This window comes from Citrobacter freundii ATCC 8090 = MTCC 1658 = NBRC 12681 (genome assembly GCF_011064845.1).
Classification (GTDB): domain Bacteria; phylum Pseudomonadota; class Gammaproteobacteria; order Enterobacterales; family Enterobacteriaceae; genus Citrobacter; species Citrobacter freundii.
This window is the reverse complement of the sequence record NZ_CP049015.1, coordinates 262718-286361: the sequence shown is the minus strand read 5'-3', so window position 1 is coordinate 286361 and position 23644 is coordinate 262718. Positions and strand designations below refer to the sequence as shown.

General features: G+C 51.6%; 23 protein-coding genes and 1 pseudogene. 9 read left to right on the top strand and 15 right to left on the bottom strand.

Annotated features, from left to right (window positions below):
* Nucleotides 1-120: 120 nt before the first annotated feature.
* Nucleotides 121-1158, bottom strand: a complete 1038-nt coding sequence (locus tag G4551_RS01360; protein ID WP_003837856.1) for an oxidoreductase — start codon at nt 1156-1158, stop codon at nt 121-123.
* Nucleotides 1159-1629: 471 nt separating this feature from the next.
* Here G4551_RS01360 and yhhY point away from each other — a divergent pair, with 471 nt between their 5' ends.
* The 6 genes from yhhY to G4551_RS01330 all read left to right on the top strand — a co-directional run bounded on the left by yhhY (nt 1630) and on the right by G4551_RS01330 (nt 7419).
* Nucleotides 1630-2118 carry an N-acetyltransferase gene (gene yhhY / locus G4551_RS01355; RefSeq protein WP_003837854.1) on the top strand — a complete coding sequence of 163 codons (489 nt, stop codon included), beginning with the start codon at nt 1630-1632 and terminating at the stop codon, nt 2116-2118.
* 46 nt (nt 2119-2164) lie between these two features.
* Entirely contained in the window at nt 2165-3049 is an 885-nt protein-coding gene (locus G4551_RS01350; protein WP_003837853.1) for a hypothetical protein, read from the top strand.
* A gap of 322 nt (nt 3050-3371) precedes the next feature.
* On the top strand, nt 3372-4586 hold the full coding sequence (locus G4551_RS01345) for a PfkB family carbohydrate kinase (RefSeq protein WP_003023466.1): 1215 nt from the start codon (nt 3372-3374) through the stop codon (nt 4584-4586).
* A gap of 15 nt (nt 4587-4601) precedes the next feature.
* Nucleotides 4602-5363, top strand: coding sequence for a glutamine amidotransferase (locus G4551_RS01340; protein ID WP_003023464.1), 762 nt, complete (start codon nt 4602-4604; stop codon nt 5361-5363).
* A gap of 53 nt (nt 5364-5416) precedes the next feature.
* Entirely contained in the window at nt 5417-6388 is a 972-nt protein-coding gene (locus G4551_RS01335) for a DMT family transporter (RefSeq protein ID WP_003023463.1), read from the top strand.
* On the top strand, nt 6385-7419 hold the full coding sequence (locus G4551_RS01330; protein WP_003023461.1) for a phosphotriesterase family protein: 1035 nt from the start codon (nt 6385-6387) through the stop codon (nt 7417-7419). The genes G4551_RS01335 and G4551_RS01330 overlap by 4 nt, the downstream gene beginning before the upstream one ends.
* Before the next feature lie 44 nt (nt 7420-7463).
* Here G4551_RS01330 and ggt read toward each other — a convergent pair whose 3' ends face one another.
* Nucleotides 7464-9209 carry a gamma-glutamyltransferase gene (ggt, locus tag G4551_RS01325; protein WP_003837847.1) on the bottom strand — a complete coding sequence of 582 codons (1746 nt, stop codon included), beginning with the start codon at nt 9207-9209 and terminating at the stop codon, nt 7464-7466.
* 118 nt (nt 9210-9327) lie between these two features.
* On the opposite strand from ggt, the gene G4551_RS01320 reads away from it, so the two are divergent.
* Entirely contained in the window at nt 9328-9768 is a 441-nt protein-coding gene (locus G4551_RS01320; protein WP_003023456.1) for a DUF2756 family protein, read from the top strand.
* Here the strand turns inward: G4551_RS01320 and ugpQ are convergent.
* From ugpQ to livK, 11 genes are all read right to left on the bottom strand, one after another.
* Entirely contained in the window at nt 9765-10508 is a 744-nt protein-coding gene (gene ugpQ, locus G4551_RS01315; RefSeq protein WP_003837846.1) for a glycerophosphodiester phosphodiesterase, read from the bottom strand. The genes G4551_RS01320 and ugpQ overlap by 4 nt on opposite strands.
* Nucleotides 10505-11575, bottom strand: a complete 1071-nt coding sequence (locus G4551_RS01310; protein WP_003837845.1) for a sn-glycerol-3-phosphate import ATP-binding protein UgpC — start codon at nt 11573-11575, stop codon at nt 10505-10507. The genes ugpQ and G4551_RS01310 overlap by 4 nt, the downstream gene beginning before the upstream one ends.
* A gap of 2 nt (nt 11576-11577) precedes the next feature.
* Nucleotides 11578-12423, bottom strand: a complete 846-nt coding sequence (gene ugpE, locus G4551_RS01305; protein WP_003837843.1) for a sn-glycerol-3-phosphate ABC transporter permease UgpE — start codon at nt 12421-12423, stop codon at nt 11578-11580.
* A complete protein-coding gene (gene ugpA, locus G4551_RS01300; RefSeq protein ID WP_003837841.1) occupies nt 12420-13307 on the bottom strand; it encodes a sn-glycerol-3-phosphate ABC transporter permease UgpA in 888 nt (295 codons plus the stop codon). The genes ugpE and ugpA overlap by 4 nt, the downstream gene beginning before the upstream one ends.
* Before the next feature lie 100 nt (nt 13308-13407).
* Nucleotides 13408-14724: a sn-glycerol-3-phosphate ABC transporter substrate-binding protein UgpB gene (gene ugpB / locus G4551_RS01295; RefSeq protein ID WP_003837839.1), complete on the bottom strand. Its 1317-nt coding sequence runs from the start codon at nt 14722-14724 to the stop codon at nt 13408-13410.
* 246 nt (nt 14725-14970) lie between these two features.
* The gene (locus G4551_RS01290) at nt 14971-15252 is read right to left on the bottom strand and encodes a hypothetical protein (protein ID WP_003023442.1); all 282 of its coding nucleotides are present in this window, start codon (nt 15250-15252) and stop codon (nt 14971-14973) included.
* Nucleotides 15253-15354: 102 nt separating this feature from the next.
* A complete protein-coding gene (gene livF / locus G4551_RS01285; protein ID WP_003827581.1) occupies nt 15355-16068 on the bottom strand; it encodes a high-affinity branched-chain amino acid ABC transporter ATP-binding protein LivF in 714 nt (237 codons plus the stop codon).
* A gap of 17 nt (nt 16069-16085) precedes the next feature.
* A complete protein-coding gene (gene livG / locus G4551_RS01280) occupies nt 16086-16853 on the bottom strand; it encodes a high-affinity branched-chain amino acid ABC transporter ATP-binding protein LivG (RefSeq protein ID WP_003023438.1) in 768 nt (255 codons plus the stop codon).
* On the bottom strand, nt 16850-18127 hold the full coding sequence (livM, locus tag G4551_RS01275; RefSeq protein ID WP_003023436.1) for a branched chain amino acid ABC transporter permease LivM: 1278 nt from the start codon (nt 18125-18127) through the stop codon (nt 16850-16852). The genes livG and livM overlap by 4 nt, the downstream gene beginning before the upstream one ends.
* Entirely contained in the window at nt 18124-19050 is a 927-nt protein-coding gene (gene livH, locus G4551_RS01270; protein WP_003023435.1) for a high-affinity branched-chain amino acid ABC transporter permease LivH, read from the bottom strand. The genes livM and livH overlap by 4 nt, the downstream gene beginning before the upstream one ends.
* A 60-nt stretch (nt 19051-19110) precedes the next feature.
* On the bottom strand, nt 19111-20220 hold the full coding sequence (gene livK, locus G4551_RS01265) for a high-affinity branched-chain amino acid ABC transporter substrate-binding protein LivK (RefSeq protein WP_003023433.1): 1110 nt from the start codon (nt 20218-20220) through the stop codon (nt 19111-19113).
* 423 nt (nt 20221-20643) lie between these two features.
* On the opposite strand from livK, the gene panM reads away from it, so the two are divergent.
* Entirely contained in the window at nt 20644-21027 is a 384-nt protein-coding gene (gene panM, locus G4551_RS01260; protein WP_003827573.1) for an aspartate 1-decarboxylase autocleavage activator PanM, read from the top strand.
* Nucleotides 21012-21138: pseudogene (locus G4551_RS01255) on the top strand (hypothetical protein). The gene panM and the pseudogene G4551_RS01255 overlap by 16 nt, the downstream one beginning before the upstream one ends.
* A gap of 83 nt (nt 21139-21221) precedes the next feature.
* On the opposite strand, the gene livJ reads toward G4551_RS01255, so the two are convergent.
* Both livJ and rpoH read right to left on the bottom strand, forming a co-directional pair.
* On the bottom strand, nt 21222-22325 hold the full coding sequence (livJ, locus tag G4551_RS01250; RefSeq protein ID WP_003023428.1) for a branched chain amino acid ABC transporter substrate-binding protein LivJ: 1104 nt from the start codon (nt 22323-22325) through the stop codon (nt 21222-21224).
* Between the two features lie 270 nt (nt 22326-22595).
* The gene (rpoH, locus tag G4551_RS01245; RefSeq protein WP_003023425.1) at nt 22596-23450 is read right to left on the bottom strand and encodes an RNA polymerase sigma factor RpoH; all 855 of its coding nucleotides are present in this window, start codon (nt 23448-23450) and stop codon (nt 22596-22598) included.
* Between the last annotated feature and the right edge of the window lie 194 nt (nt 23451-23644).

Sequence of the window (23644 nt, the reverse complement as noted above, 5' to 3'; positions counted from 1 at the left end):
GTTCACCCCCAGATGTTTTCGATGGAGTAAGTGTGGACTCAATCCGCCTGGGATCATAGAGGGTGAAAATTGACTCCTCTGTTCAAAAAATATGAATAAACCCAGAGGAGTCTGTGCAGGCTATTTGGCGAGGGTTATCGTCGCCGGAGATGCCTGTTCGAAGGCGCGTTCGAGAATCTCCAGGTTGGTTAGAACTTCAGATTCCTTGACGTAATTAGGCGTACCGGCGGTCAGCGTCTGGTACAGCGCATCATAGACGCGACCGTAATCCCCCACCTCCGGCTTCACCTCTTCTTTTACTGTGATGCCGTCATCGTTGACATACTCCAGCATTCCGATGGAATCATCAGCAGCGAAACCTGGCTCACCCGGCATGATATTGGCCTTCAGACTGGTTTCCTGCTGGTCGATGCCGTACTTCACAAACGAGCCTTTGGTGCCATGGACGATAAACTTCGGATAGTCGATTTTCACCAGATGACTGGTTTTAACAATGGCTTTCAGGTCGCCGTAAAACAGCTGCGCTTCAAAGGTATCGTCCGGGTTCGCTTTATTACGCAGGCTGCGGATGTCATAGGCCACATGATCGGGGCGTCCGAACAGCGAGATAATCTGATCCATGGTGTGTACGCCCAGGCCATAAAATGCGCCATCCTGTGGCAATCCCGGCTTAGTTTCCGCCTCGGGACGGTAGTAATCGAAATGGCTTTCAACCTCAACAATTTCGCCGAGCTTGCCGCTCTCAATCGCCTTTTTGGCGGTAAGGAAGCAGGAATCAAAACGACGATTCTGATACGGCGTAACGGTCAGCCCTTTGCTTTGCGCCAGTTCGAACAGCACTTTTGCTTCTGCCAGCGTCGGCGTGAACGGTTTCTCAACCAGCACGTTTTTACCCGCCTCCAGCGCACGTTTGGCGTAGTCAAAATGGCTGTCAGCATGGGTACAAACGATCACTAACTTCACCTGCGGATCGTTTAAGATCTCGTCGAGGTCGCTGGTGAAGTGAATATGTGAATACTGCGGCGCCTGCTCTTCCGGCCTGGCGTTACGGCGGAAAATGTGCGCGACATGCCAGCTATTTTTGCGGTTGAGGACGTACGGCAAATGGTAGCGAGTGGTACTTTTACCAAAACCAATAAATGCGCAGTGTAAGGTCATGAGACAGTCCTTTTGAAGATGATTATCTACACCATAGCGCAAAGCGGCTGGAGACTGAATCCATCCTGTCATCGTGCCGGATGCGGCGTTGCCTTATCCGGCCTACAAAAGCAGATGCCTCAAGATCGGCCGTCGGCGTCGCGGTCAGTTTGTTCACGGCAAGCGCGCAGGGCCCGGAGCGTACTAAATGTACGTGAGGAGCACGAGCACTTCCCGGGGACAAAATGACAAGTAAGCCAGGCTGAAACAAAACCCCAAAAAAAAAGCCAGCAAAAGCTGGCTAAAGTAATACTGGAAGCAATGTGAGCAATGTCGTGCTTTCAGGTTCTCCGTAGGGGTTCCCCTGAACGCAGAGCAATAATAATCATTCTCATTCGCACTTGTCTACTTCTTTTTGCAAAAAAATGCAGTTGACGGAATTTTCTTTCTCAGCGAGGGTAAAGACTCAATTAACCCTGAAGGAGATAAGGAATGAGTGAGATAGTGATACGCCACGCTGAACCGAAAGATTACGACGCAATTCGTCAGATCCATGCCCAGCCAGAGGTGTATCACAACACGCTACAGGTTCCTCATCCTTCCATGGAGATGTGGCAAGAGCGACTAACCGAACGGGTCGGAATCAAACAACTGGTCGCGTGCATTGATGATACCGTCGTCGGACATCTCTGCATCGACGTTGCTCAGCGCCCGCGCCGCAGCCATGTCGCCGATTTTGGTATCTGCGTTGATGCCCGCTGGCAGAATCGCGGCGTTGCCAGCGCGCTTCTCCGTACGATGATCGACATGTGCGACAACTGGCTGCGCGTCGACCGTATCGAGTTAACAGTGTTTGTGGATAACGAACCTGCGGTTGCGGTCTATAAAAAGCATGGCTTTGAGATCGAAGGGACAGGTAAGAAATACGGCCTGCGCAACGGCGAGTACGTGGATGCGTATTTTATGGCACGCGTGAAATAAATTTAAGGGCGAGTCTTATCGCCCTGCTTATTGAAAGGACGCAATAGTGAAAAAGTTTGTTCCCCTGGCTTTACTGGCCTCGTTCTCCCCAGCTTTTGCCACTACCGTACAAAATCTCGATGCCGTACCCAGCGCTATTCAACATACTGAAGGCAAACAGATTTTTGCTGAGCAAATGGCAGGGGCAACACCTGCGAAAGGATTTGGTGAACTTCCACAGGGATTATCAGAGAACCAGTGGATTGGCTGGGTTGCGCCGAACGAAAATCCTAATAATCTGATCCTCACTGGCGCCAAAGCCTGGGGAAAAGAGGGTAAATATATTGGCATTGCCTGTTTTGCTGACAATCAGGCCGATGCCGGGCAGGCAAAAAAGTACGCGGATAACACCTGTCCGGAAAACTACAACAACGGACGCGCCAATAAATTATATCTCGGCGTTTTCTCCTGGCAGAACCAACAGCTGCAGCCGATTGCCCGCTCGGAAAAACCATTAAACCAGATCTCAGCGTGGAATAAAGCTGCCGAGAAAGAGAGCGATGATGAGTCCGTCAGACCGCTGGCTTATTATACAAAATTGGATCTGGCACCGTACCGAATCGCTCCCGATACTTTGGCGCTCGGGGTGCGCGGTGGCTACTCCGATGCCTACTCCGGCGGCGGGGCGTTTTATGAAGTGCTGGAACTCTACACCATCAAAGACAGCAAGATAATCAACGTGTTTTCTGACCTTGTTTATTACTATTCGGATATCGCCGGAGACTGGAATAAAGACGGCACAAGGCAGCACGACATCAGCGAGAGTAAGTACATCCTGAAATTGCGGTCGGCAAAGACGCAGGGATTTTATGATTTAGAGGTCGTGAACCTGCAGGATAAAAGCAGCCAAATATTTCACTGGTCTGAATCACTGCAACAGTATGTTCCTTAAGGAACTAATAAGACCTGCAACGTTCAGAAGGCTGTAGGTCATTATCCTTAATTTCCCCGTCGTTACATGCAAAAGCGGAATTGCCATCCAATCCTGGCATAAAGTTGTTGATTGCAGTCCATCGCCTCCGCCGTCATCTTCAGGCGTAACAACCGCCTGAATCATAGGGTTATTTTACTTACTATCTTCATCGCTATTTATCTTAACTTTAATAATATTAATATTACATTTTTGTTTTTTTTTGGTTTCTGCCATCACTTTATGGTGACAATCACAACAATATACTTCCCCTGGGACTAACTTAACCACGGTGAGGTAAAAAATGAAATTTGAACGCCATCATAGAATATTGAAAGAAATCAGTATTTCGGGAGTTGTAAAAGTTTCAAATCTGGCGAAAAGTCTCAAGGTAACAAAGGAAACTATTCGCTCAGATCTCAATGAACTTGCCGGACAGGGATATCTCACTCGCTGTCATGGTGGTGCATTTATTACCCTTGACTCTCTTGATAACGTTGCAAAAAACGAAATTGCTTATGTGCTGGAAAAATATGAATCAGCGCAGAAAATAAAAAAAGGTCTCTCTGCCATGAAGAATAATGTATGTGTTATTGGCTCGTTCAATGTTGATATTATCAGTTACCTACCGAGGCTCCCCTCGACAGGCGAATCATTACTTGCCGATAAATTTATTTTTTCGCCCGGAGGTAAAGGATGCAATCAGGCATTAGCTGCAAGCTATGCCGATTCTGATGTGCATTTTATTACTAAAGTAGGGTCAGACCATTTCAGTGATTACGCCATTAATTTTATAAACTCATCAAAAATCCATAAAAGCGTTATCTATCAGACCAAAGAAACACAAACAGGTACTGCTACTATTATGGTGAATGGAGATACCGGGGATAACGTCATCGCTATCTACCCCGGTGCTAACATGACAATTTCCCCTGATGAAATCACCATACAAAAAGAAGCCATCGTTCATTCAGATATTGTTCTCGTACAACTGGAGACAAATTACGAAGCGCTTCACCAAACCATTCGTCTCGCACAGAAAAATGATATCCCTGTCATTATAAATCCAGCACCATACAATGAAATGGTCAATACTATTATTGATAATATTGATTATATCACGCCAAATGAAACCGAAGCGGGTCTGTTGGCAAACATGTCCGTCAATGATATTGAGTCGGCAAAAAGTGCGGCAAAGATTATTCATCAGAAAGGCGTCAAAAATACCATTATCACCCTAGGGAGCAAAGGCTCCCTCGCTTATGACGGAACACAATTCATCTATTCTCCGGCATTCCCGGCAGTTGTAAAAAATACCGCAGGAGCGGGTGATGCCTTCAATGGTGCACTCGCATCTGGCCTTGCTAAAGGAAAATCACTGGCATCTGCATTGTGCTACGCCAGTGCATTCGCCTCGCTTGCTGTTGAAACACCCAATGCCTCTGACATGCCAGAAAACGAATCCGTTCTTCATCGCATTCAAGGTTCGCATTACAAACAAACTATCTCGACTCACTAAATCAAGGAGCAGACTATGAATAATACACAGAAAAAACTAAAGGTGCTCTTTATTGGAGAATCCTGGCATATTCACATGATCCATTCAAAAGGCTATGACAGTTTTACCTCCAGTAAATATGAAGAGGGTGCCACATGGTTACTGGAATGCTTAAAGAAAGGCGGAGTAGAAGTTGATTACATGCCTGCTCACACCGTGCAAATCGCATTTCCAGAAAGCATTGATGAGCTAAACCGTTACGATGTCATTGTCATTAGCGATATCGGCAGCAATACGTTTCTGTTGCAAAACGAGACGTTCTATCAGCTAAAAATAAAGCCCAATGCTCTGGAATCAATTAAAGAGTATGTCAAAAATGGTGGTGGACTGCTCATGATTGGCGGCTATCTGTCATTTATGGGTATTGAGGCAAAAGCTAATTACAAGAACACCATTCTTGCCGAGGTTTTGCCAGTTATTATGCTTGACGGCGATGACCGGGTAGAAAAACCAGAGGGTATCTACGCTGAGGCTATTTCCCCTGAACATCCTGTCGTTAACGGATTCACCGACTACCCGGCATTTCTTGGATATAACCAGGTTGTCTCCAGAGAAGATGCCGATGTTGTCTTAACAATAAATAATGACCCGCTGTTAGTGTTTGGTGAATACCAACAGGGTAAAACCGCCTGCTTCATGAGCGACTGTTCGCCGCACTGGGGAACACAGCAATTTATGTCCTGGTCGTTTTATACCGACCTGTGGGTTAACACGCTTCAATTCATCGCCAGAAAATAAAAAACAATGGAGTAACGAAAGTTACTCCTTTTATAAAATATAAGGATTGATGTATGAACAAGAATAAGTACTCAACCCCCTTACTGATGCTTGCAACTATCTTAGCCGGTATGCTTTCCCCTATGCAGTCCGCCGTTAATGGGCAATTGGGACACTGGTTGCAGGATGGAAATGCTTGCGCAGTAATCTCGTTCGCCAGTGGTCTGGTCGTCATGTTTTTTATTATTATTGCGCGCAAAGAAACACGCCAGCAATTCGCGTCGATCCCAGCTCTGATAAAAACGCGGAAAATCCCTTTGTGGAATTGGTTTGCCGGATTATGCGGGGCGATGGTTGTATTTTCGGAAGGGGCATCAGCCAGCGCGTTGGGCGTTGCCACGTTTCAAACTGCATTAATTTCCGCCCTCCTCCTTTCCGGCCTGCTGTGCGACCGTTTTGGTGTCGGTGTGGACGAGAAGAAATACTTCACGCCATGGCGCGTTACTGGCGCATTGTTCGCTGTTATTGCCACGATTTTTGTCGTGTCACCACAGTGGCATTCAACCTCCTTTATCCTGCTCGCTATCCTTCCATTTTTGGCAGGATTACTCGCTGGCTGGCAGCCCGCTGGAAATGCCAAAGTTGCCGAGGCAACGGGCTCTATGCTGGTTTCCATTACCTGGAACTTCATCGTCGGCTTTTGTGTGCTGGGCGCTGCGCTGGCGATACGTGTCGCATTAGGTCATGTCACCGTCCAGTTACCCGATACGTGGTGGATGTATCTCGGTGGCCCGCTGGGTCTGCTGTCCATCGGGCTGATGGCGATTCTGGTCAGAGGCTTAGGGCTGTTGATGCTCGGTGTTGCTTCTACCGCGGGTCAATTGCTTGGCTCAGTGTTGATTGATGAACTTATCCCGTCACTGGGTAATACGGTCTATCTGGTCACGATCATTGGGACGCTGTTTGCGCTAATAGGCGCAATTGTTACCACCATCCCCGAATACAGAGCATCCAAAATGGCGCAAAAAATGGAGGTGTCAGGATGAAAGGTTTCCTGCAAACCGTGACAGGCCCAGTGGCGCACACGGATATGGGTCTGACGCTACCACATGAGCATCTGTTTAACGATTTATCATCGGTTGTTGACGAACCGCATTATGAATTCTCACAGCAACTCGTGGGGAAAAAGGTCAGCGCTGATCTGCAGTGGGGATTGAAACATGATCCCTACTGCTGCGCCGATAACATGGACAGAAAGGAGATTGATGATGTCATCTTTGAAATCAACAACTTTATGTCACTGGGAGGCAGGACGATTGTCGACGCGACAGGTTCTGAATCTATCGGTCGAGATGTCTTGTCATTGCGAGAAGTGGCATTAAAAACCGGTTTGAACATCGTAGCTTCATCAGGACCTTATCTGGAGAAGTTTGAAAGTGCCAGGATCCACAAACCTGTCGAGTTGTTAGCCTCACTTATTGATAAGGAACTGAATCAGGGGATAGGCGAGACGGATATTCGCGCCGGCATGATAGGTGAAATTGGCGTATCACCCGCTTTTACGCAGGCGGAACGCAACAGTCTGCGAGCGGCTTCTCTGGCACAACGTAATAATCCTCATACTGCGATGAATATCCATATGCCAGGGTGGCTGCGGCTGGGTGATGAGGTGCTGGATATTGTCCTTGAAGAGATGAACGTCTCTCCGGCAAAAGTCTCGCTGGCGCATTCAGATCCTTCGGGAAAAGATGTTGCCTATCAACGAAAAATGCTCGATCGCGGCGTATGGCTTGAATTTGACATGATTGGCCTGGACATCACTTTCCCAAAAGAAGGTATCGCCCCAGGCGTTCAGGAAACCGCAGATGCGGTAGCACATCTGATTGAATTGGGTTACGCCGATCAGATAGTTTTAAGCCATGATGTTTTTCTCAAACAGATGTGGGCAAAAAATGGGGGGAACGGTTGGGGATTTGTCCCGAATGTTTTCCTCGCCTATCTGGCCGCCCGTGGAGTAGACAACGATACTCTACGCAGGCTCTGTATTGATAACCCAGCGCGGTTGCTCACGGCATAGCCAACAAAACGCCCGGTGCCTGACACCGGGCTATTAATCAAAAATCAGTATCCCGCCGTTAAATCATCCACGGAACGTGGGTCGGACGCGCCATACAGTGCACCATCCGGTCCAACCATAATGCTCTGCGTACTGCCCATCGCCTCTTTTAGCACGACTTTTTGCCCTTTTTGCTCCAGCAGTTTAATAGTATCCGGGCTAAACCCTTTCTCAACGCGCAGTTCATCGGGCAACCACTGATGATGGAAGCGCGGCGCGTTGGTCGCTTCGGCAACGTTCATTCCAAAATCAATGCTGTTGACTACCATTTGCAGCACGGTGGTGATGATTCGGCTCCCGCCAGGGCTGCCGGTAACCAGCCAGGTTTTCCCGTCTTTTACCACGATAGTCGGCGACATTGATGACAGCGGACGCTTCTTCGGCCCAACCGCGTTAGCATCGCCGCCCACCAGCCCGTAAACGTTCGGCACGCCCGGCTTAGCGGAGAAATCGTCCATTTCATTATTGAGCAGAATACCGGTGTTTCCCGCCACAATCCCGGTGCCGAAGGTGGTGTTCAGCGTATACGTCACCGCCACGGCATTACCGTCTTTATCCACCACCGAGAAATGGGTGGTCTGATTGCTTTCATACGGCGCGAGCTTGCCAGGTTTGATCTGGCTGGAAGGCTTAGCCTTGTTGATATCAATCTGATCGGCAAGTGATTTGGCATAGGCTTTGTTGGTCAGCGCCTGCCACGGCACTTTCACAAAATCCGGGTCGCCCAGATACTCCGAGCGGTCGGCGTAGGCATATTTCTCCGCTTCAGCCATTACCTGCATGGCATCAGCGCTGCCAAACCCGTACTTCTTCATATCGAAGTTTTCGAGAATATTGAGGATCTGCACGATGTGAATACCACCAGAGGACGGCGGTGGCATGGAGAAGACCTGATATCCGCGATAGTCACCGCTAATCGGCGTACGTTCCACGGCTTTATAGGCGGCTAAATCCTCTTTCGTCATCAGCCCGCCGTTCTTCTGCATTTCCTCCGCAATCTGATCGGCAATCGCCCCTTTATAAAACGCATCCGGACCGTTCTCGGCAATCATCTCCAGGCTTTTCGCCAGGTTCGTTTGCACCAGCTTGTCGCCCTTTTTCAGCGGCTCGCCGTCTTTCCAGAAAATGGCTTTGCTGTTCTCGTGATTAGGGAGCACTTCGCTGCCATAGGTTTTCAGATCGTCAGCCAGCGCGTCGTTAACCACAAAGCCTTCTTCCGCTAGCTTCATTGCCGGGCGCACGACTTTGTTCAGCGGCATCGTGCCGTATTTCTCTAGCGCCAGCGAGAAACCCGCCACCGTACCCGGCGTGCCGGATGCCAAATGCGATGTCAGCGACTTTTTCGCATCAGCATTGCCCTGTTCATCAAGGAACATATCACGGGTCGCGCCAGCGGGAGCCATTTCACGAAAATCGATCGCCGTGGTGTTACCGTCTTTGGTACGCAGCAGCATAAACCCACCGCCGCCCAGATTACCCGCCTGCGGATGCGTCACCGCCAGCGCGTAGCCCACGGCAACAGCGGCATCAACGGCATTCCCGCCCTGTTTCAGAATATCCACCCCAACCTGGGTGGCTAAAGCATCTACGGAAGCCACCATCCCCTGTTGCGCGCGAACGGGATGGAACACATCTTCCTCGACACCGTAGGATACCGGCGGTGGCGCAGCCGGCGTGGCAGCCACGCTAAAACAACTTCCTGAGAGCAGAGCAGCAATGGCTACCCGGCGTAAAAACGTCGGTTTTATCATCGTTATTCTCCAGATGTACGGGGGTCGGCCCCCACTAAGCCTGGTGCATAACTCTGAAATAATCATCGTAACGGCGAGAAAGGAGTAAACTTAAACGATCCCCGAGAGGAGAAAAGCGATGAAACGACTCTTACTTTTAGCCATGCTCTTGCCGTTTGCTGGCTTTGCACAGCCCATCAACACCATGAATAACCCGAATCAACCCGGTTATCAGATCCCGAGTCAGCAGCGTATGCAAACCCAAATGCAATCACAGCAGATTCAGCAGAAAGGGATGCTCAACCAGCAGTTGCAAACGCAGACGCGCATGCAGCAACAGCATATGGAAAACCAAATCAACACCAACACCCAGCGCGTGCTGCAGTCTCAGCCGGGCGAGTTGAATCCTGGACAGCAGCAAATGCTGCCTAACAGCAACGGAGGGATGTTGAGTGGAACCCGTAATCCGGACAGCTCGCTGAATAAGCAACATATGCTGTCGGAGAAAAAGAACGGCGACATGCTGAAGCCCTCCAGCACGCCGCAACCTAACGTTCCGTTAAAAACGATTGGGCCTTAACTGGGCTGGAAATCCGGACCAATGGTATCAATGGCATCGGTACAGATGCTGTCTACGCCCCAGCGCAGCAGTTCTGCCGCGCGCTGGGGTCGGTTGACGGTATAAACCAGAATACGTAGCCCAGCATCGCGCAGCGCATCCACGCGCGCCTCATCCAGCAGCTTATGATTAAGATGAATAGAAACGCAGCCAAGCCGCGTGGTCAGCTCACGCCAGTCCTCGCGCCATTCATCCAGCAGCAAACCTCTCGGCAGTTCAGGCACCGCCTGCTGCGCAGCTTCTAGCGCATCAATTTCAAAGGATGACAACAGTGGTGGCGTCATTCCCGCCCACAGTTCACGTGCGGCCAGCGCCACGACCTTCCCGGTGAGCGCCCCCGTCCCGGTGGTGGGTTTGATCTCAATATTTGCCATCATGCCGTGCTGGCGACAGCGCTCAGCAACTTGCGAGAGCAGCGGCAACGGTTCGCCTTTAAACTCACCGCTAAACCAGCCGCCGGCGTCCACGCGCAATAGATCCTGCCAGTTCAATTCGCCAGCCACGCCCCAGCCGTTGCTGGTGCGTTCCAGGTTGTCGTCATGCAGTAAGAAGATCTCACCGTCTTTCGACAATTTAGCGTCAAACTCAATCATGGTATGCCCATATTGCGCCCCCATGTCGATTGCCGCCAGGGTGTTTTCCGGGGCTAACTTACCGCCGCCGCGATGGGCGACAATATGGGGGTAAGGCCAGTTATTCATACGCGTTGTCCTGTTTCGCCATCAAAAAGATGCAGATGATGTTCTGGCAGATGCAGCCACAGCGTACTGCCTGCCGTCGGGCGATGCTGATGCGCCAGTCGCACCACCAGCTTTTGCTCACCCCAACGTCCATGTGCCAGATTATCCGCACCCAGCATTTCCAGCGTGTCGACGACCAGCGGCACGCCGCCTTCGGCCTGCGAGCTTAGCGCAATATGCTCCGGGCGGATACCCAGCGTCATGTTACGCCCAATACACTCCCTGGCGCTTCTGCCAATGGGTAACGTCATGCCGCCCTCCAGCTCAAAATGGGTACCCGTAGCGCTGATGCGCCCATCGAGCAGATTCATCGCCGGGCTGCCGATAAAGCTCGCCACAAAGCGGCTGGCGGGTTTTTCATACACCTCAACTGGGGTGCCGATTTGCTCGGCAATACCTTTGTTCATTACCATTACCCGTTGGGCGAGGGTCATCGCTTCAACCTGATCGTGCGTCACGTACAGCGAGGTGGTTTTCAGTCGGCGATGCAGATGTTGTAACTCCAGACGCATCTGTACGCGCAGCTTGGCATCGAGGTTAGAAAGCGGTTCATCGAACAGGAATACCGCCGGGTCACGGACAATTGCCCGTCCCATGGCCACGCGCTGGCGCTGACCGCCGGAAAGCTCGCGTGGACGACGTTTAAGCAGCTCACCCAGCTCGAGAATACGTGCCGCCTCTTTTACCCGCTCAGCAATATGCTCCTTGCCCATCCCGCGGATTTTCAGCCCCCAGGCCATGTTTTCTTCCACGCTCATATGCGGGTAGAGAGCATAGTTTTGAAAGACCATCGCAATGCCGCGATCCTTCGGCTCCATCTCGGTGACGCGTTTATTATCAATCCAGATATCGCCGCCGCTTACCCGTTCAAGCCCGGCCACCATCCGCAGCAGCGTAGACTTACCGCAGCCGGATGGCCCAACCATCACAATAAATTCCCCGTCCGCGACGTCCAGCGTCAGCGGTTTAATCACCTGGGTTTTGCCGTCCCAGCTTTTGGTTACTGCCTGTAGTTTTAAACCAGCCATTTTTATTTCTCACTGTCCACTAAACCACGCACAAACGCGCGCTGCATGGCTAACACGATGATTACCGGAGGGATGAGCGTCAGCAGCATGGCGGCCATTACCTGGTTCCACTGCGTGGTGCCTTCACCGGTGGCAATCATGCCTTTGATACCTGCCACCGCAGTGCCCAAATTGACGTCGGTAATAATTAACAACGGCCACAGATACTGGTTCCAGCCGTAGATAAAGGTAATAACGAACAGCGCCGCCAGATTGGTTTTTGACAGCGGTAGTACGATATCGCGGAAAAAACGCATTGGTGACGCGCCGTCAATACGCGCCGCCTCAACCAGTTCATCCGGCAGGGTCATAAAGAACTGACGGAACAGGAAAGTCGCTGTCGCAGATGCCATCAACGGCAGTGTCAGACCCGCATAGCTGTCGAGCATCTTCAGATTGGCGATCACTTCTACCGTCGGGAAAATACGCACCTCAACCGGTAGCATCAGGGTGATAAAAATCATCCAGAAGAACAGGTTGCGCAGCGGAAAGCGAAACCAGACGATGGCGAATGCGGAGAGCATAGAGACGGTAATTTTCCCTACCGTAATGCTGAACGCCATGATGAAACTGTTGAGCATCATCAGCCAGAACGGCGCGCTGTTGACGCCCACGCCGTTGACCCAGATGTATTTCATGTTTTCCAGCAGCTGCGAGCCGGGAACCAGCGTCATCGGCGTCTCAAACACCGCTTTGTTGTCCAGCGTCGCCGCGACAAACGCGACGTACAACGGAAACAGGATCACCATGATCCCCATAATCAACATGGCATGGCTGAATATTGTCAGCCCACGACGGTTCTCAATCATTGGTAACGCACCTTACTTTCCACATAGCGGAACTGCACCACCGTCAAAATAATGACCAGGAACATCAGCACCACCGATTGTGCAGCGGAAGAAGCCAGATCCAGCCCGACAAAACCTTCGCGATAGATCTTATAAATCAGCGTCGTGGTCGCCTGTACCGGCCCGCCTGCAGTGGCAGCATCAATCACCGGGAAGGTGTCAAAGAAGGCATACACCAGATTCACCACCAGCAGGAAGAAGCTCACCGGGGCAATGAGCGGCAGCGCCAGTTTAAAGAAGCGGCGAACCGGCCCCGCACCGTCAATCGCGGCGGCTTCGATCAGCGAGCGAGGAATAGACTGCAATGCGGCAAAGAAGAACAGGAAGTTGTAACTAATCTGCTTCCAGACCGACGCAAACACCACCAGGAACATTGCCTGACCGCTGTTTTGCGCATGGTTCCAGTCATAGCCAAACTCACCGAGAAAATGGGTAATCAGCCCGCGCCCGGGGTTAAACAGGAAGATCCACAATACGGCGGCAACGGCGGGCGCAACCGCGTAAGGCAACAGCATCAGCGTTTGGTAAAAACGGCTGCCGCGCACCACGTAATTCACCAACGCCGCAAAAAATAACGACACCAGCAGACCGCTTACCGTGACTAACGTACTGAACTTAATGGTGGTCCAGAATGAGTCGAGGTAGTACGGGTCATGAAACAGCGCGACAAAGTTTTCCAGTCCGACAAACTGGCTGGAAAGACCAAACGGATCAACGGATTGTAGCGAGTACCACAGCGCTTCACCGGCAGGCCAGATAAAGAAAATAACGGTGATAACCAGCTGCGGAGCCACCAGTAAATAGGGAAGCCAGCGCGAACGGAACACCGGACGAGATGAAGACATGGAAGTTTGATTCCTGAACAGCGCCGGATGGCGCTACGCTTATCCGGCCTACGCGCATTTGTAGGCCGGGTAAGGCGCAGCCGCCACCCGGCATTTCACATTACGATTTGGTCGATTGCTCAAAGCGGCGCAATAACTGATTGCCACGCTCAACGGCGGCATCCAGCGCCTGCTGCGGGGTTTTCTTCCCGGTCCAGACGCTTTCCAGCTCTTCATCCACAATGGTACGGATCTGCGGCATGTTGCCCAGACGCAGCCCTTTGGTGAACGGCAACGGCGGCTTGTTCAGCATCTGGCGGGTGGCGATATCAGCCCCAGGGTTCTTATCATAGAAGCCCTGCTCACGGGTCAGGTCGTAGGCAGCTGTGGTGATCGGCAGATAGCCGGTCTTCTGGTGCCATTCAGCAGCAATTTCAGGCTTCGCCAGGAAGTTGAGGAACTTCGCCACGCCTTCGTAAGTGGCTTTGTCTTTGCCCTGCATCACCCAAAGACTGGCCCCACCGATAATTGCGTTCTGCGGCGCGCCCTTCACATCGGCATCGTACGGCATCATTCCGACGCCATAGTTGAATTTCGCGTAATGGCGTATATCAGCCAGCGAACCGGAAGAGGCGGTGGTAATGGCACAATCCCCGTTATAGAACTTCTCAGTGGATTCGTCCTTACGCCCGAAGTAGCTGAAATCGCCTTTTTTGTTCAGCTCTTCCAGCAGAGCGATATGTTTTACCTGTTCCGGTTTATTGAACTCCAGCACTGCGTCAGTACCGTCAAAACCGTTGTTTTTGGTTGCTACCGGCAGACCGTTCCAGGCGCTGAAGTTTTCAATCTGAATCCATCCCTGCCAGCCGCTGGCGTAACCGCACTTCATGCCTGCCGCTTTCAGCTTCGCGGTGTACTCCGCCAGGTCCTGCCAGGTTTTCGGCGGCTGCTCAGGGTCTAAACCAGCTTTTTTAAAGGCATCTTTGTTGTAGTACAGCACCGGAGTGGAGCTGTTAAACGGTTGAGAAAGCAAATGTCCGCTTTTAGAGTCGGTGTAATAACCGGATACCGTCGGTACGAACTGAGACTCATCGAAGTTAATACCAGCCTCTTTGAATACTTCATAGACCGGTTTAATGGCTTTCGAAGCCATCATCGTTGCTGTACCCACTTCATAAACCTGTAGCAGCGCGGGCGCGTTTCCGGTACGGAAAGCGGCAATTCCTGCACTCAGGCTCTGCTCGTAGTTGCCTTTGTACTGCGGAACAATTTTGTAGTCGGGATTGGCGGCATTAAAACGTTGCGCCAGAGAATCAACTTCTTTACCCAGTTCGCCTTCCATTGAGTGCCAGAATGGGATGGTGGTGACCGCCAGTGCCTGACCTGCAAACGCCAGGCTAAGTGCCAGTCCTAAAGCTGTATGTCGTAACGATATCATCGGTTATCTCTCTTGTTGTGCCGGATGCGCGATATCACGCGTTTTATGCTCGCGGGGGTAACATGACATGCTCGAATGACAGAAAAATAACTTTTTTATTACAAAAAAAAGATAGTAAGGCGACAAACAGATGGCAAGGCGGTGAAAGCGTAGTGACAGGAAAATGCGGAGTGGTGCACAACAAAGCCGGGTAGCGGTATGCCTTACCCGGCCAGGATGGCGTTATCTGTTGCTGCAGGAGAAAGATTAATCTCTGCGCCAGCGTCGTTCGTACTCATTCTGTAAACGCTGCTGCTCTCGTCGCTCACGTTCACGTTGGATATCTGATTTATCATCTTCCCAGCCCGGGCATACCGAGCTGGTAAACACTTCGCAGGGCGAGTCGGATTGCGCTAACGGGTTGTCCGATTTCTCTTCCCAGATTGCGGGATCGCGCGGGTCAAACGCTGGCGGTGTCGAGGCCAGGGTAGTTAAAGAAAGCGTCAAAAACAAACTGCCAATCATCATGCAGGTACCTGAACGAATCATCCTTTCTCCATGTTCATTTTTTATTATTGATAACTATTCTCAATAATAACATAGCGCAATAAAAAGGGGCCACAGCGGGCCCCTTGTCTATTCAGAGAATGATTAACCGCCCAGATACGCACTGCGCACCGCTTCGTTAGCCAGTAGCGCATCGCCAGTGTCTTCCAGCACCACATGACCGTTTTCCAGCACGTAGCCGCGATCGGCGAGCTTCAGCGCCTGGTTAGCGTTCTGTTCGACAAGGAAAATGGTCATCCCCTGCTCGCGCAGTTGCTCAATAGTGTTAAAGATCTGCTGGATGATAATCGGCGCCAGACCCAGCGACGGTTCATCAAGCAGTAGCAGCCTCGGCTGGCTCATCAGCGCACGGCCTATCGCCAGCATCTGTTGTTCACCGCCGGACATCGTTCCTGCACGTTGAATACGACGCTCATGCAGGCGAGGAAACAGGTCATACACCCACTTGATGCGTTCCTGAAACTGGTCTTTCTCGGCAAAGAAACCGCCCATCGCCAGGTTCTCTTCCACCGTCATACGGGAAAACACGCGACGCCCTTCCGGCACAATCGCTACCGCTTCGCGCATGATTTTCGCCGTCTGCCAGTCGGTAATGTCTTTACCATCAAAGACGATTCGCCCGCTGGTCGCTCGCGGGTCACCACACAATGTGCCGAGCAGCGTGGTTTTTCCCGCGCCGTTGGCACCAATCAGAGTAACGATTTCACCCTGGTTGATATACAAGCTGACGTCGTGCAGCGCCTGTATCTTGCCGTAGTGGGCGTTGACTTTGTCGAACGATAACATCGCCTTATCCATATTAATCCTCGCCCCCATTATGCTTCACCTAAATAGGCGCGGATAACATCCGGGTTATTACGAATCTGTTCCGGCGTCCCATTCGCCAGCGGCGTGCCCTGGTTCACCACGTAAATACGATCGGAAATCCCCATCACCAGCTTCATGTCGTGCTCAATCAACAAAATGGTGGTGTTGTGATGGTTACGCAGTTCAGCAATCAGTTCGTCCAGCTCTTTGGTCTCTTTCGGGTTGAGTCCCGCAGCGGGTTCGTCGAGCATCAGGATTTCCGGCTGGGTCACCATGCAACGGGCAATCTCCAGACGACGCTGATCGCCGTAGGCCAGGTTACTCGCCTGACGGTTGGCGTGCTCCAGCAAACCAATACGCTCCAGCCAGGTGGCGGCGCGATCCAACGCTTCACTCTGCGCGCGACGGAACGACGGAGTTTTCAACAGGCCGGAGAAGACGCCGGTTTTCAGTTGCTGATGTTGCGCCACCAGCAGGTTTTCAATCACCGTCATTTCGCGAAACAGACGTACGTGCTGGAAAGTACGCACCACGCCCATACGCGCGATTTGCTGACCCGGTAGTCCTTCCAGGTGCTGGTCGCGCAGCTTAATCGTCCCACCGGTCGGCTTATAAAAACCGGTCAGGCAGTTGAAGACCGTGGTTTTTCCCGCGCCGTTTGGCCCGATTAACGAAACTATTTCCTGCGGCCGCAGTTCCAGTTCAACGTTGTTTACCGCCAGCAGACCGCCGAAGCGCATCATCAGGCCGTTAACGGATAATAATGGCTGACTCATGCCTGCTCTCCTTTCGCTTCCCCGTTTTTCAGCTTCAACTGTGGACGGGTCATCGGCAACAAGCCCTGCGGACGCCAGATCATCATCAGTACCATTAAACCACCCAGCATTAACATGCTGTATTCGTTGAAATCACGCATCAGCTCGCGTGACACTACCAGCAGGATGGCCGCGAGGATCACCGCAAACTGTGAGCCCATTCCGCCCAATACCACAATTGCCAGCACAAAGGCCGACTCGGCAAAGGTGAAGGATTCCGGGCTGACGAAGCCCTGGCGCGCGGCAAACAGCGTACCGGCAAAACCGGCAAACGCGGCGCTGATGGTAAAAGCTGTCAGTTTGATGCGCGTTGGGTTTAAGCCCAGCGAGCGACAGGCTATTTCATCTTCACGCAGCGCTTCCCACGCACGGCCCAACGGCATACGCAGCAGACGGTTAATCACAAACAGCGAGAAGACCACCAGCAGCAGCGCCACCAGATAGAGGAAAATGACGCGGTCAGAGGGATCGTACTTGACGTTAAAGAAGTTGCTGAAGGTATCCCAGCCACCTTCACGAGCGGTACGGCTAAACTCCAGACCGAAAAAGGTCGGTTTCGGGATCTGGCTGATACCGTTCGGGCCACCGGTCACTTCGGTGTTGTTGAGCAGTAGGATACGGACGATTTCACCGAAGCCTAAGGTCACAATCGCCAGATAATCACCGCGCAGGCGCAGTACCGGGAAGCCGAGCAGGAAGCCCGCAGCAGCGGAAACCAACCCCGCCAGCGGCAGACAGGTCCAGAAGCCGAGTCCGTAATAGTGGTTCAGCAGCGCGAAGGTGTAAGCGCCGATGGCATAAAAGCCGCCGTAGCCCAGCACCAGCAGGCCGGAAAGCCCCACCACCACGTTTAAGCCGAGGCCGAGGATGATATAAATCATCGTCAGCGTGGCGATATCCACCGTACCGCGCGAGACCATAAACGGCCACGCCACGGCAATCACCAGCAACGCCACCAGGAACAGCTTCTGTTTAACGGTGGAGCCGTCAATCGCCGGCAGAATAAACTTCGGTCCGGAGACGCTCTTCAGGCCCTTCTGGAAAGCTGGACGCAGCAACTGAAAGAGGAAGACCACGCCAGTACCAATAAACACCCACTGCCAGCGAATATCTGCCGCGGAATCCACCACCAGTTTGGTGCCGTCAAGCTCTAACTGAACGCCCATAAAGACGCCCGCCAGGACGAAGAACATGGCGGCAGAGAGCAGCGCCATTGCAAAATGCATCGGTTTCATACTTTCTCTACCTCCGGGCGACCCAGAATACCGGTCGGCATCACCAGCAGCACCAGAATCAGTAGCGCGAATGAAACGACGTCTTTGTATTCAGTACTCAGATAAGCAGAGGAGAGCGCTTCCGCGACGCCCAGAATCAGGCCGCCGATCATCGCCCCAGGAATGCTGCCGATGCCGCCAAGCACCGCTGCGGTAAAGGCCTTCATCCCGGCCATAAAGCCGATGTATGGGTTAATTACGCCATAGAATTGACCGAGCAGCACGCCCGCGACCGCCGCCATTGCCGCGCCAATCACAAAGGTCAGCGCAATCACGCGATCGGTGTTGATGCCGAGCAGGCTGGCCATTTTCAGGTCTTCCGCGCAGGCACGGCAGGCGCGACCCATACGGGAGTAACGGATAAACAGCGTCAGCGCCAGCATCGCCAGGAAGGTTACAATCCAGATAACCAACTGCATGGTGGTGATGGAAGCAGAGAAGTTTTCGCTACTGCCAACGGTCCACTGGCCATTAAACAGGCTGGGCAGTGCCACATCGCGCGAACCTTCCGTCAGGCTGACGTAGTTTTGCAGGAAGATGGACATCCCGATAGCGGAAATCAGCGCGATCAGGCGCTTAGAGCTGCGCACGGGTCGATACGCCACGCGTTCAATGCTCCAGCCGTAGGCGCTGGCAATCACAATCGCGCCGACGAAGCCCGCCGCGACCAGTAGCCAACTGGAATCAATGCCCATCATCATTAGCGCGGCGATGATCATAAAGGAGACATAGCTGCCGATCATATACACCTCGCCATGGGCGAAGTTGATCATGCCGATAATGCCGTACACCATCGTGTAACCGATGGCGATCAGCGCGTAGGTGCTTCCCAGCGTGACGCCGTTAAACATCTGCTGCAAGAAATAGAGGAACTGCTCGGACATAAGGTAACCTTTTTATACCCGCCCATTTTACACGGCGGTGGGATAACTCGTCTTCAGGTATTACTTCGCGACGGTCGATGAACCGTCCGCATGCCACTGGAAGACACCAAACTCAAATCCCTTCAAATCGCCTTTTTCGTCCCATTTCAGCGGCCCAATCACGGTATCAGCCCCGTGTGCTTTCAGATCTTTCACCAGGTCCAGCGGCTCTTTGCTACCGCTGCGATCCATTGCTGTCGCCAATGACTGGACGGCTGCATAAGTGATCCACACGTACGGTCCAGTTGGATCTTTCTTGTCAGCTTTGAGCGCATCGACGATAGCTTTATTCGCCGGATCCTGGTCATAGCGTTTTGGCATGGTCACCAGCATGCCTTCAGCGGCATCACCAGCAATGTTAGACAGCGACGCATTGCCGACGCCCTCTGGTCCCATAAACTGGGTTTTCAGCCCGACGGAACGTGCCTGGCGCAGCATTTGCCCCATTTCCGGGTAGTAGCCGCCGTAATAAACAAAGTCGATATTTTCTTTTTTCAGGCGAGCGATCAGCGCAGAAAAATCTTTTTCCCCGGCGGTGATACCGTCAAAGAAAACGATGTTGGCTTTGCCCGCTTTCAGGCTGTCCTGCACTGAACGCGCCAGGCCTTCACCGTATTGCTGTTTATCGTGAATGATGGCAATGCGCTGCGGCTTCACCTTCTCCAGAATGTATTTCGCGGCGGTCGGCCCTTGAGAGGAGTCCAGGCCCGCTGTACGCATAATGTGAGCGTAACCGCGCTGGGTCAGTTCCGGGTTTGTGGCGCCCGGAGAAATCATCAGAATGCCTTCATCTTCATAGATATCTGATGCGGGCTGCGTGGAAGATGAGCACAGATGTCCAATAACGTACTGAATGCCGTCATTGACGATTTTGTTCGCTACCGCAACAGCCTGTTTCGGATCGCAGGCGTCGTCATATTCCACAGCGACCAGTTTGTCGCCTTTGACCCCGCCTTTGGCATTGATATCTTTAATGGCCTGACGTGCGCCATTAAATTCCATATCACCCCACTGCGCGACCGGACCTGACATCGCGCCGACAACAGCGACCTTGATATCTTCCGCCATGACCGCGTGTGACATTGCCAGTGCTATCACCCCTGCGATAATTGTTTTCGCATTCCGTTTCATTACCTGAATCCCCATTCGTGACGTAATTAATATTTTGTATTTATGTGGTTAAAAAGCAGTCTGTGCTTTTTTTGAACTGCACTATTTTTACCAGTCTCATTAATGGTTTAGCGCAGCCATTTAAGCAAAATCAGGCTAAAATCTCTATTTTTCAGTCGATTAAGAAAAGATAATATTCTGCTTTTCACTATAGATAAACAAAAAAAAGCACGTTTGTCAGCATAAAATAACGGCACAAAGAGCCGAATAAAATGCTGCATTCCAGGGTATTATTCTGCCTGTTTTTCAATCTCTACGGTTTCAAACTGTCATTACTGTTGTTACAAAATTATTAATCTGGTTATTCACATAAAAAAGAGAAAGCATCCGGGCGAATTATTTCGGTACACTCATTCCATCTTTTGTGATTTGGACATGCTGTTAATGAAGCTGACCATCGTTCGTTTAGATAACTTTAGCGACCAGGACCAGATTGATCTGGGCAAAATCTGGCCGGAATATTCCGCCTCATCATTAAGCGTAGATGAAACGCACCGGATCTACGCCGCGCGCTTTAACGAGCGTCTGTTAGGCGCAGTTCGCGTAACCCTGAGCGGCACGCAAGGCGCATTGGATTCCTTGCGCGTACGCGATATCACCCGCCGCCGCGGCGTCGGGCAGTATTTGATCGAAGAAGTGATCCGGGAAAACCCTGACGTGAGTTCATGGTGGATGGCCGACGTCGGCGTTGAAGACCGCAGCGTGATGGCCGCGTTTATGCAGGCGTTAGGGTTTACGGCCCAGGAAAATGGCTGGGAAAAAAGATAAAAAAGCCGGATGGCGCTGACGCTTATCCGGCCTACATGCTGGGAGAAAAAATAAAAAACTACCTCGCAATTTTCCAAGAATTTCGCGCTGCAGGAAGGCGGCAAGTTATGAAGTCCCCGGGAGCTTACAGAAGTAAGTGACCGGGGTTGAATAACGTAGCCAACGCACCTGCAGCGCGAAAGGCGCCAGGAAAATTACTTGGCGTCTGTCGCCGTACCATTAGCATGCCAGTCAAACACGCCGAATTCGAAGCCTTTCAGATCGCCTTTCGCATCCCATGACAGCGGCCCCATTACGGTTTCCACTGAGTTTGCTTTCAGGTATTTGGCAATTTCAGCCGGGTCGTCAGACTGGTTCAGACCGGCCTGCAAGGATTGCAGCGCGGCGTAGGTGGTCCATACGAATGCACCGCTCGGATCCTGTTTCTTGGCTTTGATCGCGTCCACAATCGGTTTGTTCGCCGGAACCTGATCGTAGTTTTTCGGTTTCGTTACCAGTAAGCCTTCTGCAGACTCACCCGCGATGTTAGACAGCGACACGTTCGCTACCCCTTCTGGTCCCATAAACTGGGTTTTCAGACCCGCAGCGCGTGCCTGGCGCAGAATCTGCCCCATTTCCGGGTGGTAACCACCGTAGTAAACGAAATCGATATTCTCTTTCTTCAGACGCGCCACCAGCGTAGAGAAATCTTTCTCGCCAGCGGTGATCCCATCGAAGAACACCACGTCAGCGTTGGCTTTCTTGAGGTTGTCCTGCACGGAACGCGCCAGGCCTTCACCATACTGTTGTTTGTCGTGAACGATCGCAATGCGCTTCGGCTTCACTTTTTCAACGATATATTTGGCAGCAGTCGGGCCCTGATCGGAATCCAGACCGGTGGTACGTAACACCAGGTTATAGCCGCGTGCGGTCAGCTCTGGCGCCGTTGCCGCTGGGGTAATCATCAGAATGCCTTCGTCTTCATAGATATCTGACGCAGGCTGAGTGGAAGATGAGCACAGGTGGCCGATAACATATTTAATCCCGTCGTTGACCACTTTATTAGCTACCGCTACCGCTTGTTTCGGGTCACAGGCATCGTCATATTTCACCATGACCAGTTTGTCGCCTTTCACGCCGCCTTTGGCATTGATATCTGCAATCGCCTGCTCTGCGCCAGTAAATTCCTGATCGCCATACTGCGCTACCGGACCGGACATCGCGCCGACGACAGCAACTTTAATATCCTTAGCAAACGCCATATTGCTCAAAGACAGGGCGATACATCCTGCCAATAACGCTTTACCCTTCATATTCATCCTGACAATCCCCATTATTGTGGTTATTACGTGTGTTGTGATGTTGTTGTTCAGCACTTTATTTCGATTATTGGATAGCCACCCGTGCTTTAGCAGCATACTCTGCTAAAACATACCCGATTTTTATTATTTTGGAATAGCTAAATTTGACATGCAGATAACAACTTGATGACAAAAAGCATAAACGTCAGGAGAGAGGGGGAGAGATAAAAACAAAAAACCCCGGATTTTCATCCAGGGTTTATCAGCATTTCCAGGTCGGCTGGAAGATTATGCTTCGATCGCCGCGCGCAATTTTTTCATGGCGTTCTTTTCAAGCTGACGAACACGTTCAGCGGAAACGCCGTAGCGATCGGCCAGTTCCTGCAACGTCGACTTGTTGTCTTCGTCCAGCCAACGTGCACGAATGATGTCCTGGCTACGCTCGTCCAGACCTTCCATTGCGTGGGTAAGTTTGTTCGCGGCCTGATCTTCCCAGTTGTCTTCTTCAATGCCGTCGGCAAAGTTAGAAGATTTATCCTGCAGATACAGCACCGGGGCCATCGGCTGGCTGTCAGACTCATCGTCTGAAGACATGTCAAACGTCATGTCCTGCGCCGCCATACGGGATTCCATTTCGCGCACGTCTTTGCTGGAAACACCCAGCTCGCGAGCAACCATTTCAACTTCGTCCTGGTTAAACCAGCCCAGACGCTGCTTGGTTTTACGCAGGTTAAAGAACAGCTTACGCTGCGCTTTAGTGGTCGCGACTTTAACGATACGCCAGTTACGCAGAACGTATTCGTGGATCTCAGCTTTGATCCAATGCACAGCGAAGGAAACCAGGCGCACACCCACTTCTGGGTTGAAACGGCGCACGGCTTTCATCAGGCCGATATTACCTTCCTGAATCAAATCCGCCTGCGGCAGGCCATAGCCCGCATAATTACGAGCAACATGAACAACAAAGCGCAGGTGAGACAGGATCAGCGTTTTAGCTGCTTCCAGATCGCCCTGGTAATGCAGCTTTTCAGCCAGTGCCCGCTCCTCGTCAGCCGACAACATCGGCCACGCGTTCGCAGCCCGGATGTAAGATTCCAGGTTACCAACAGGGGCTAAAGCTAAATTTTGCATTTCTTTGGTCATTCAAATCCTCTCAATCTTTTCATCTGGCGCATTGGCTAAAACCAATAGCAACAACCATGCCAGAGCTTATGAGCAACGAGAATATCATTCAATCTTTTATCAGACAGTGATTTTATCCACAAGTTCCATGTCGTAATGTGTATAGATTACGCACAAAATGTGACATCACAATGAATACGCCGGGAAGAGATCAC

What these genes read in the sequence shown, in the direction of transcription:
- ugpE (WP_003837843.1), bottom strand. Translation starts at nt 12,423, where the DNA reads ATGATTGAGAACCGTCGTGGGCTGACAATATTCAGCCATGCCATGTTG.
- G4551_RS01290 (WP_003023442.1), bottom strand. Translation starts at nt 15,252, where the DNA reads ATGATTCGTTCAGGTACCTGCATGATGATTGGCAGTTTGTTTTTGACG.
- livJ (WP_003023428.1), bottom strand. Translation starts at nt 22,325, where the DNA reads ATGAATATGAAGGGTAAAGCGTTATTGGCAGGATGTATCGCCCTGTCT.
- livM (WP_003023436.1), bottom strand. Translation starts at nt 18,127, where the DNA reads ATGAAACCGATGCATTTTGCAATGGCGCTGCTCTCTGCCGCCATGTTC.
- G4551_RS01320 (WP_003023456.1), top strand. Translation starts at nt 9,328, where the DNA reads ATGAAACGACTCTTACTTTTAGCCATGCTCTTGCCGTTTGCTGGCTTT.
- livF (WP_003827581.1), bottom strand. Translation starts at nt 16,068, where the DNA reads ATGGATAAGGCGATGTTATCGTTCGACAAAGTCAACGCCCACTACGGC.
- ugpQ (WP_003837846.1), bottom strand. Translation starts at nt 10,508, where the DNA reads ATGAATAACTGGCCTTACCCCCATATTGTCGCCCATCGCGGCGGCGGT.
- G4551_RS01345 (WP_003023466.1), top strand. Translation starts at nt 3,372, where the DNA reads ATGAAATTTGAACGCCATCATAGAATATTGAAAGAAATCAGTATTTCG.
- livG (WP_003023438.1), bottom strand. Translation starts at nt 16,853, where the DNA reads ATGAGTCAGCCATTATTATCCGTTAACGGCCTGATGATGCGCTTCGGC.
- livK (WP_003023433.1), bottom strand. Translation starts at nt 20,220, where the DNA reads ATGAAACGGAATGCGAAAACAATTATCGCAGGGGTGATAGCACTGGCA.
- G4551_RS01340 (WP_003023464.1), top strand. Translation starts at nt 4,602, where the DNA reads ATGAATAATACACAGAAAAAACTAAAGGTGCTCTTTATTGGAGAATCC.
- livH (WP_003023435.1), bottom strand. Translation starts at nt 19,050, where the DNA reads ATGTCCGAGCAGTTCCTCTATTTCTTGCAGCAGATGTTTAACGGCGTC.
- G4551_RS01310 (WP_003837845.1), bottom strand. Translation starts at nt 11,575, where the DNA reads ATGGCTGGTTTAAAACTACAGGCAGTAACCAAAAGCTGGGACGGCAAA.
- panM (WP_003827573.1), top strand. Translation starts at nt 20,644, where the DNA reads ATGAAGCTGACCATCGTTCGTTTAGATAACTTTAGCGACCAGGACCAG.
- G4551_RS01335 (WP_003023463.1), top strand. Translation starts at nt 5,417, where the DNA reads ATGAACAAGAATAAGTACTCAACCCCCTTACTGATGCTTGCAACTATC.
- ugpB (WP_003837839.1), bottom strand. Translation starts at nt 14,724, where the DNA reads ATGATATCGTTACGACATACAGCTTTAGGACTGGCACTTAGCCTGGCG.
- ugpA (WP_003837841.1), bottom strand. Translation starts at nt 13,307, where the DNA reads ATGTCTTCATCTCGTCCGGTGTTCCGTTCGCGCTGGCTTCCCTATTTA.
- ggt (WP_003837847.1), bottom strand. Translation starts at nt 9,209, where the DNA reads ATGATAAAACCGACGTTTTTACGCCGGGTAGCCATTGCTGCTCTGCTC.
- G4551_RS01360 (WP_003837856.1), bottom strand. Translation starts at nt 1,158, where the DNA reads ATGACCTTACACTGCGCATTTATTGGTTTTGGTAAAAGTACCACTCGC.
- rpoH (WP_003023425.1), bottom strand. Translation starts at nt 23,450, where the DNA reads ATGACCAAAGAAATGCAAAATTTAGCTTTAGCCCCTGTTGGTAACCTG.
- yhhY (WP_003837854.1), top strand. Translation starts at nt 1,630, where the DNA reads ATGAGTGAGATAGTGATACGCCACGCTGAACCGAAAGATTACGACGCA.
- G4551_RS01330 (WP_003023461.1), top strand. Translation starts at nt 6,385, where the DNA reads ATGAAAGGTTTCCTGCAAACCGTGACAGGCCCAGTGGCGCACACGGAT.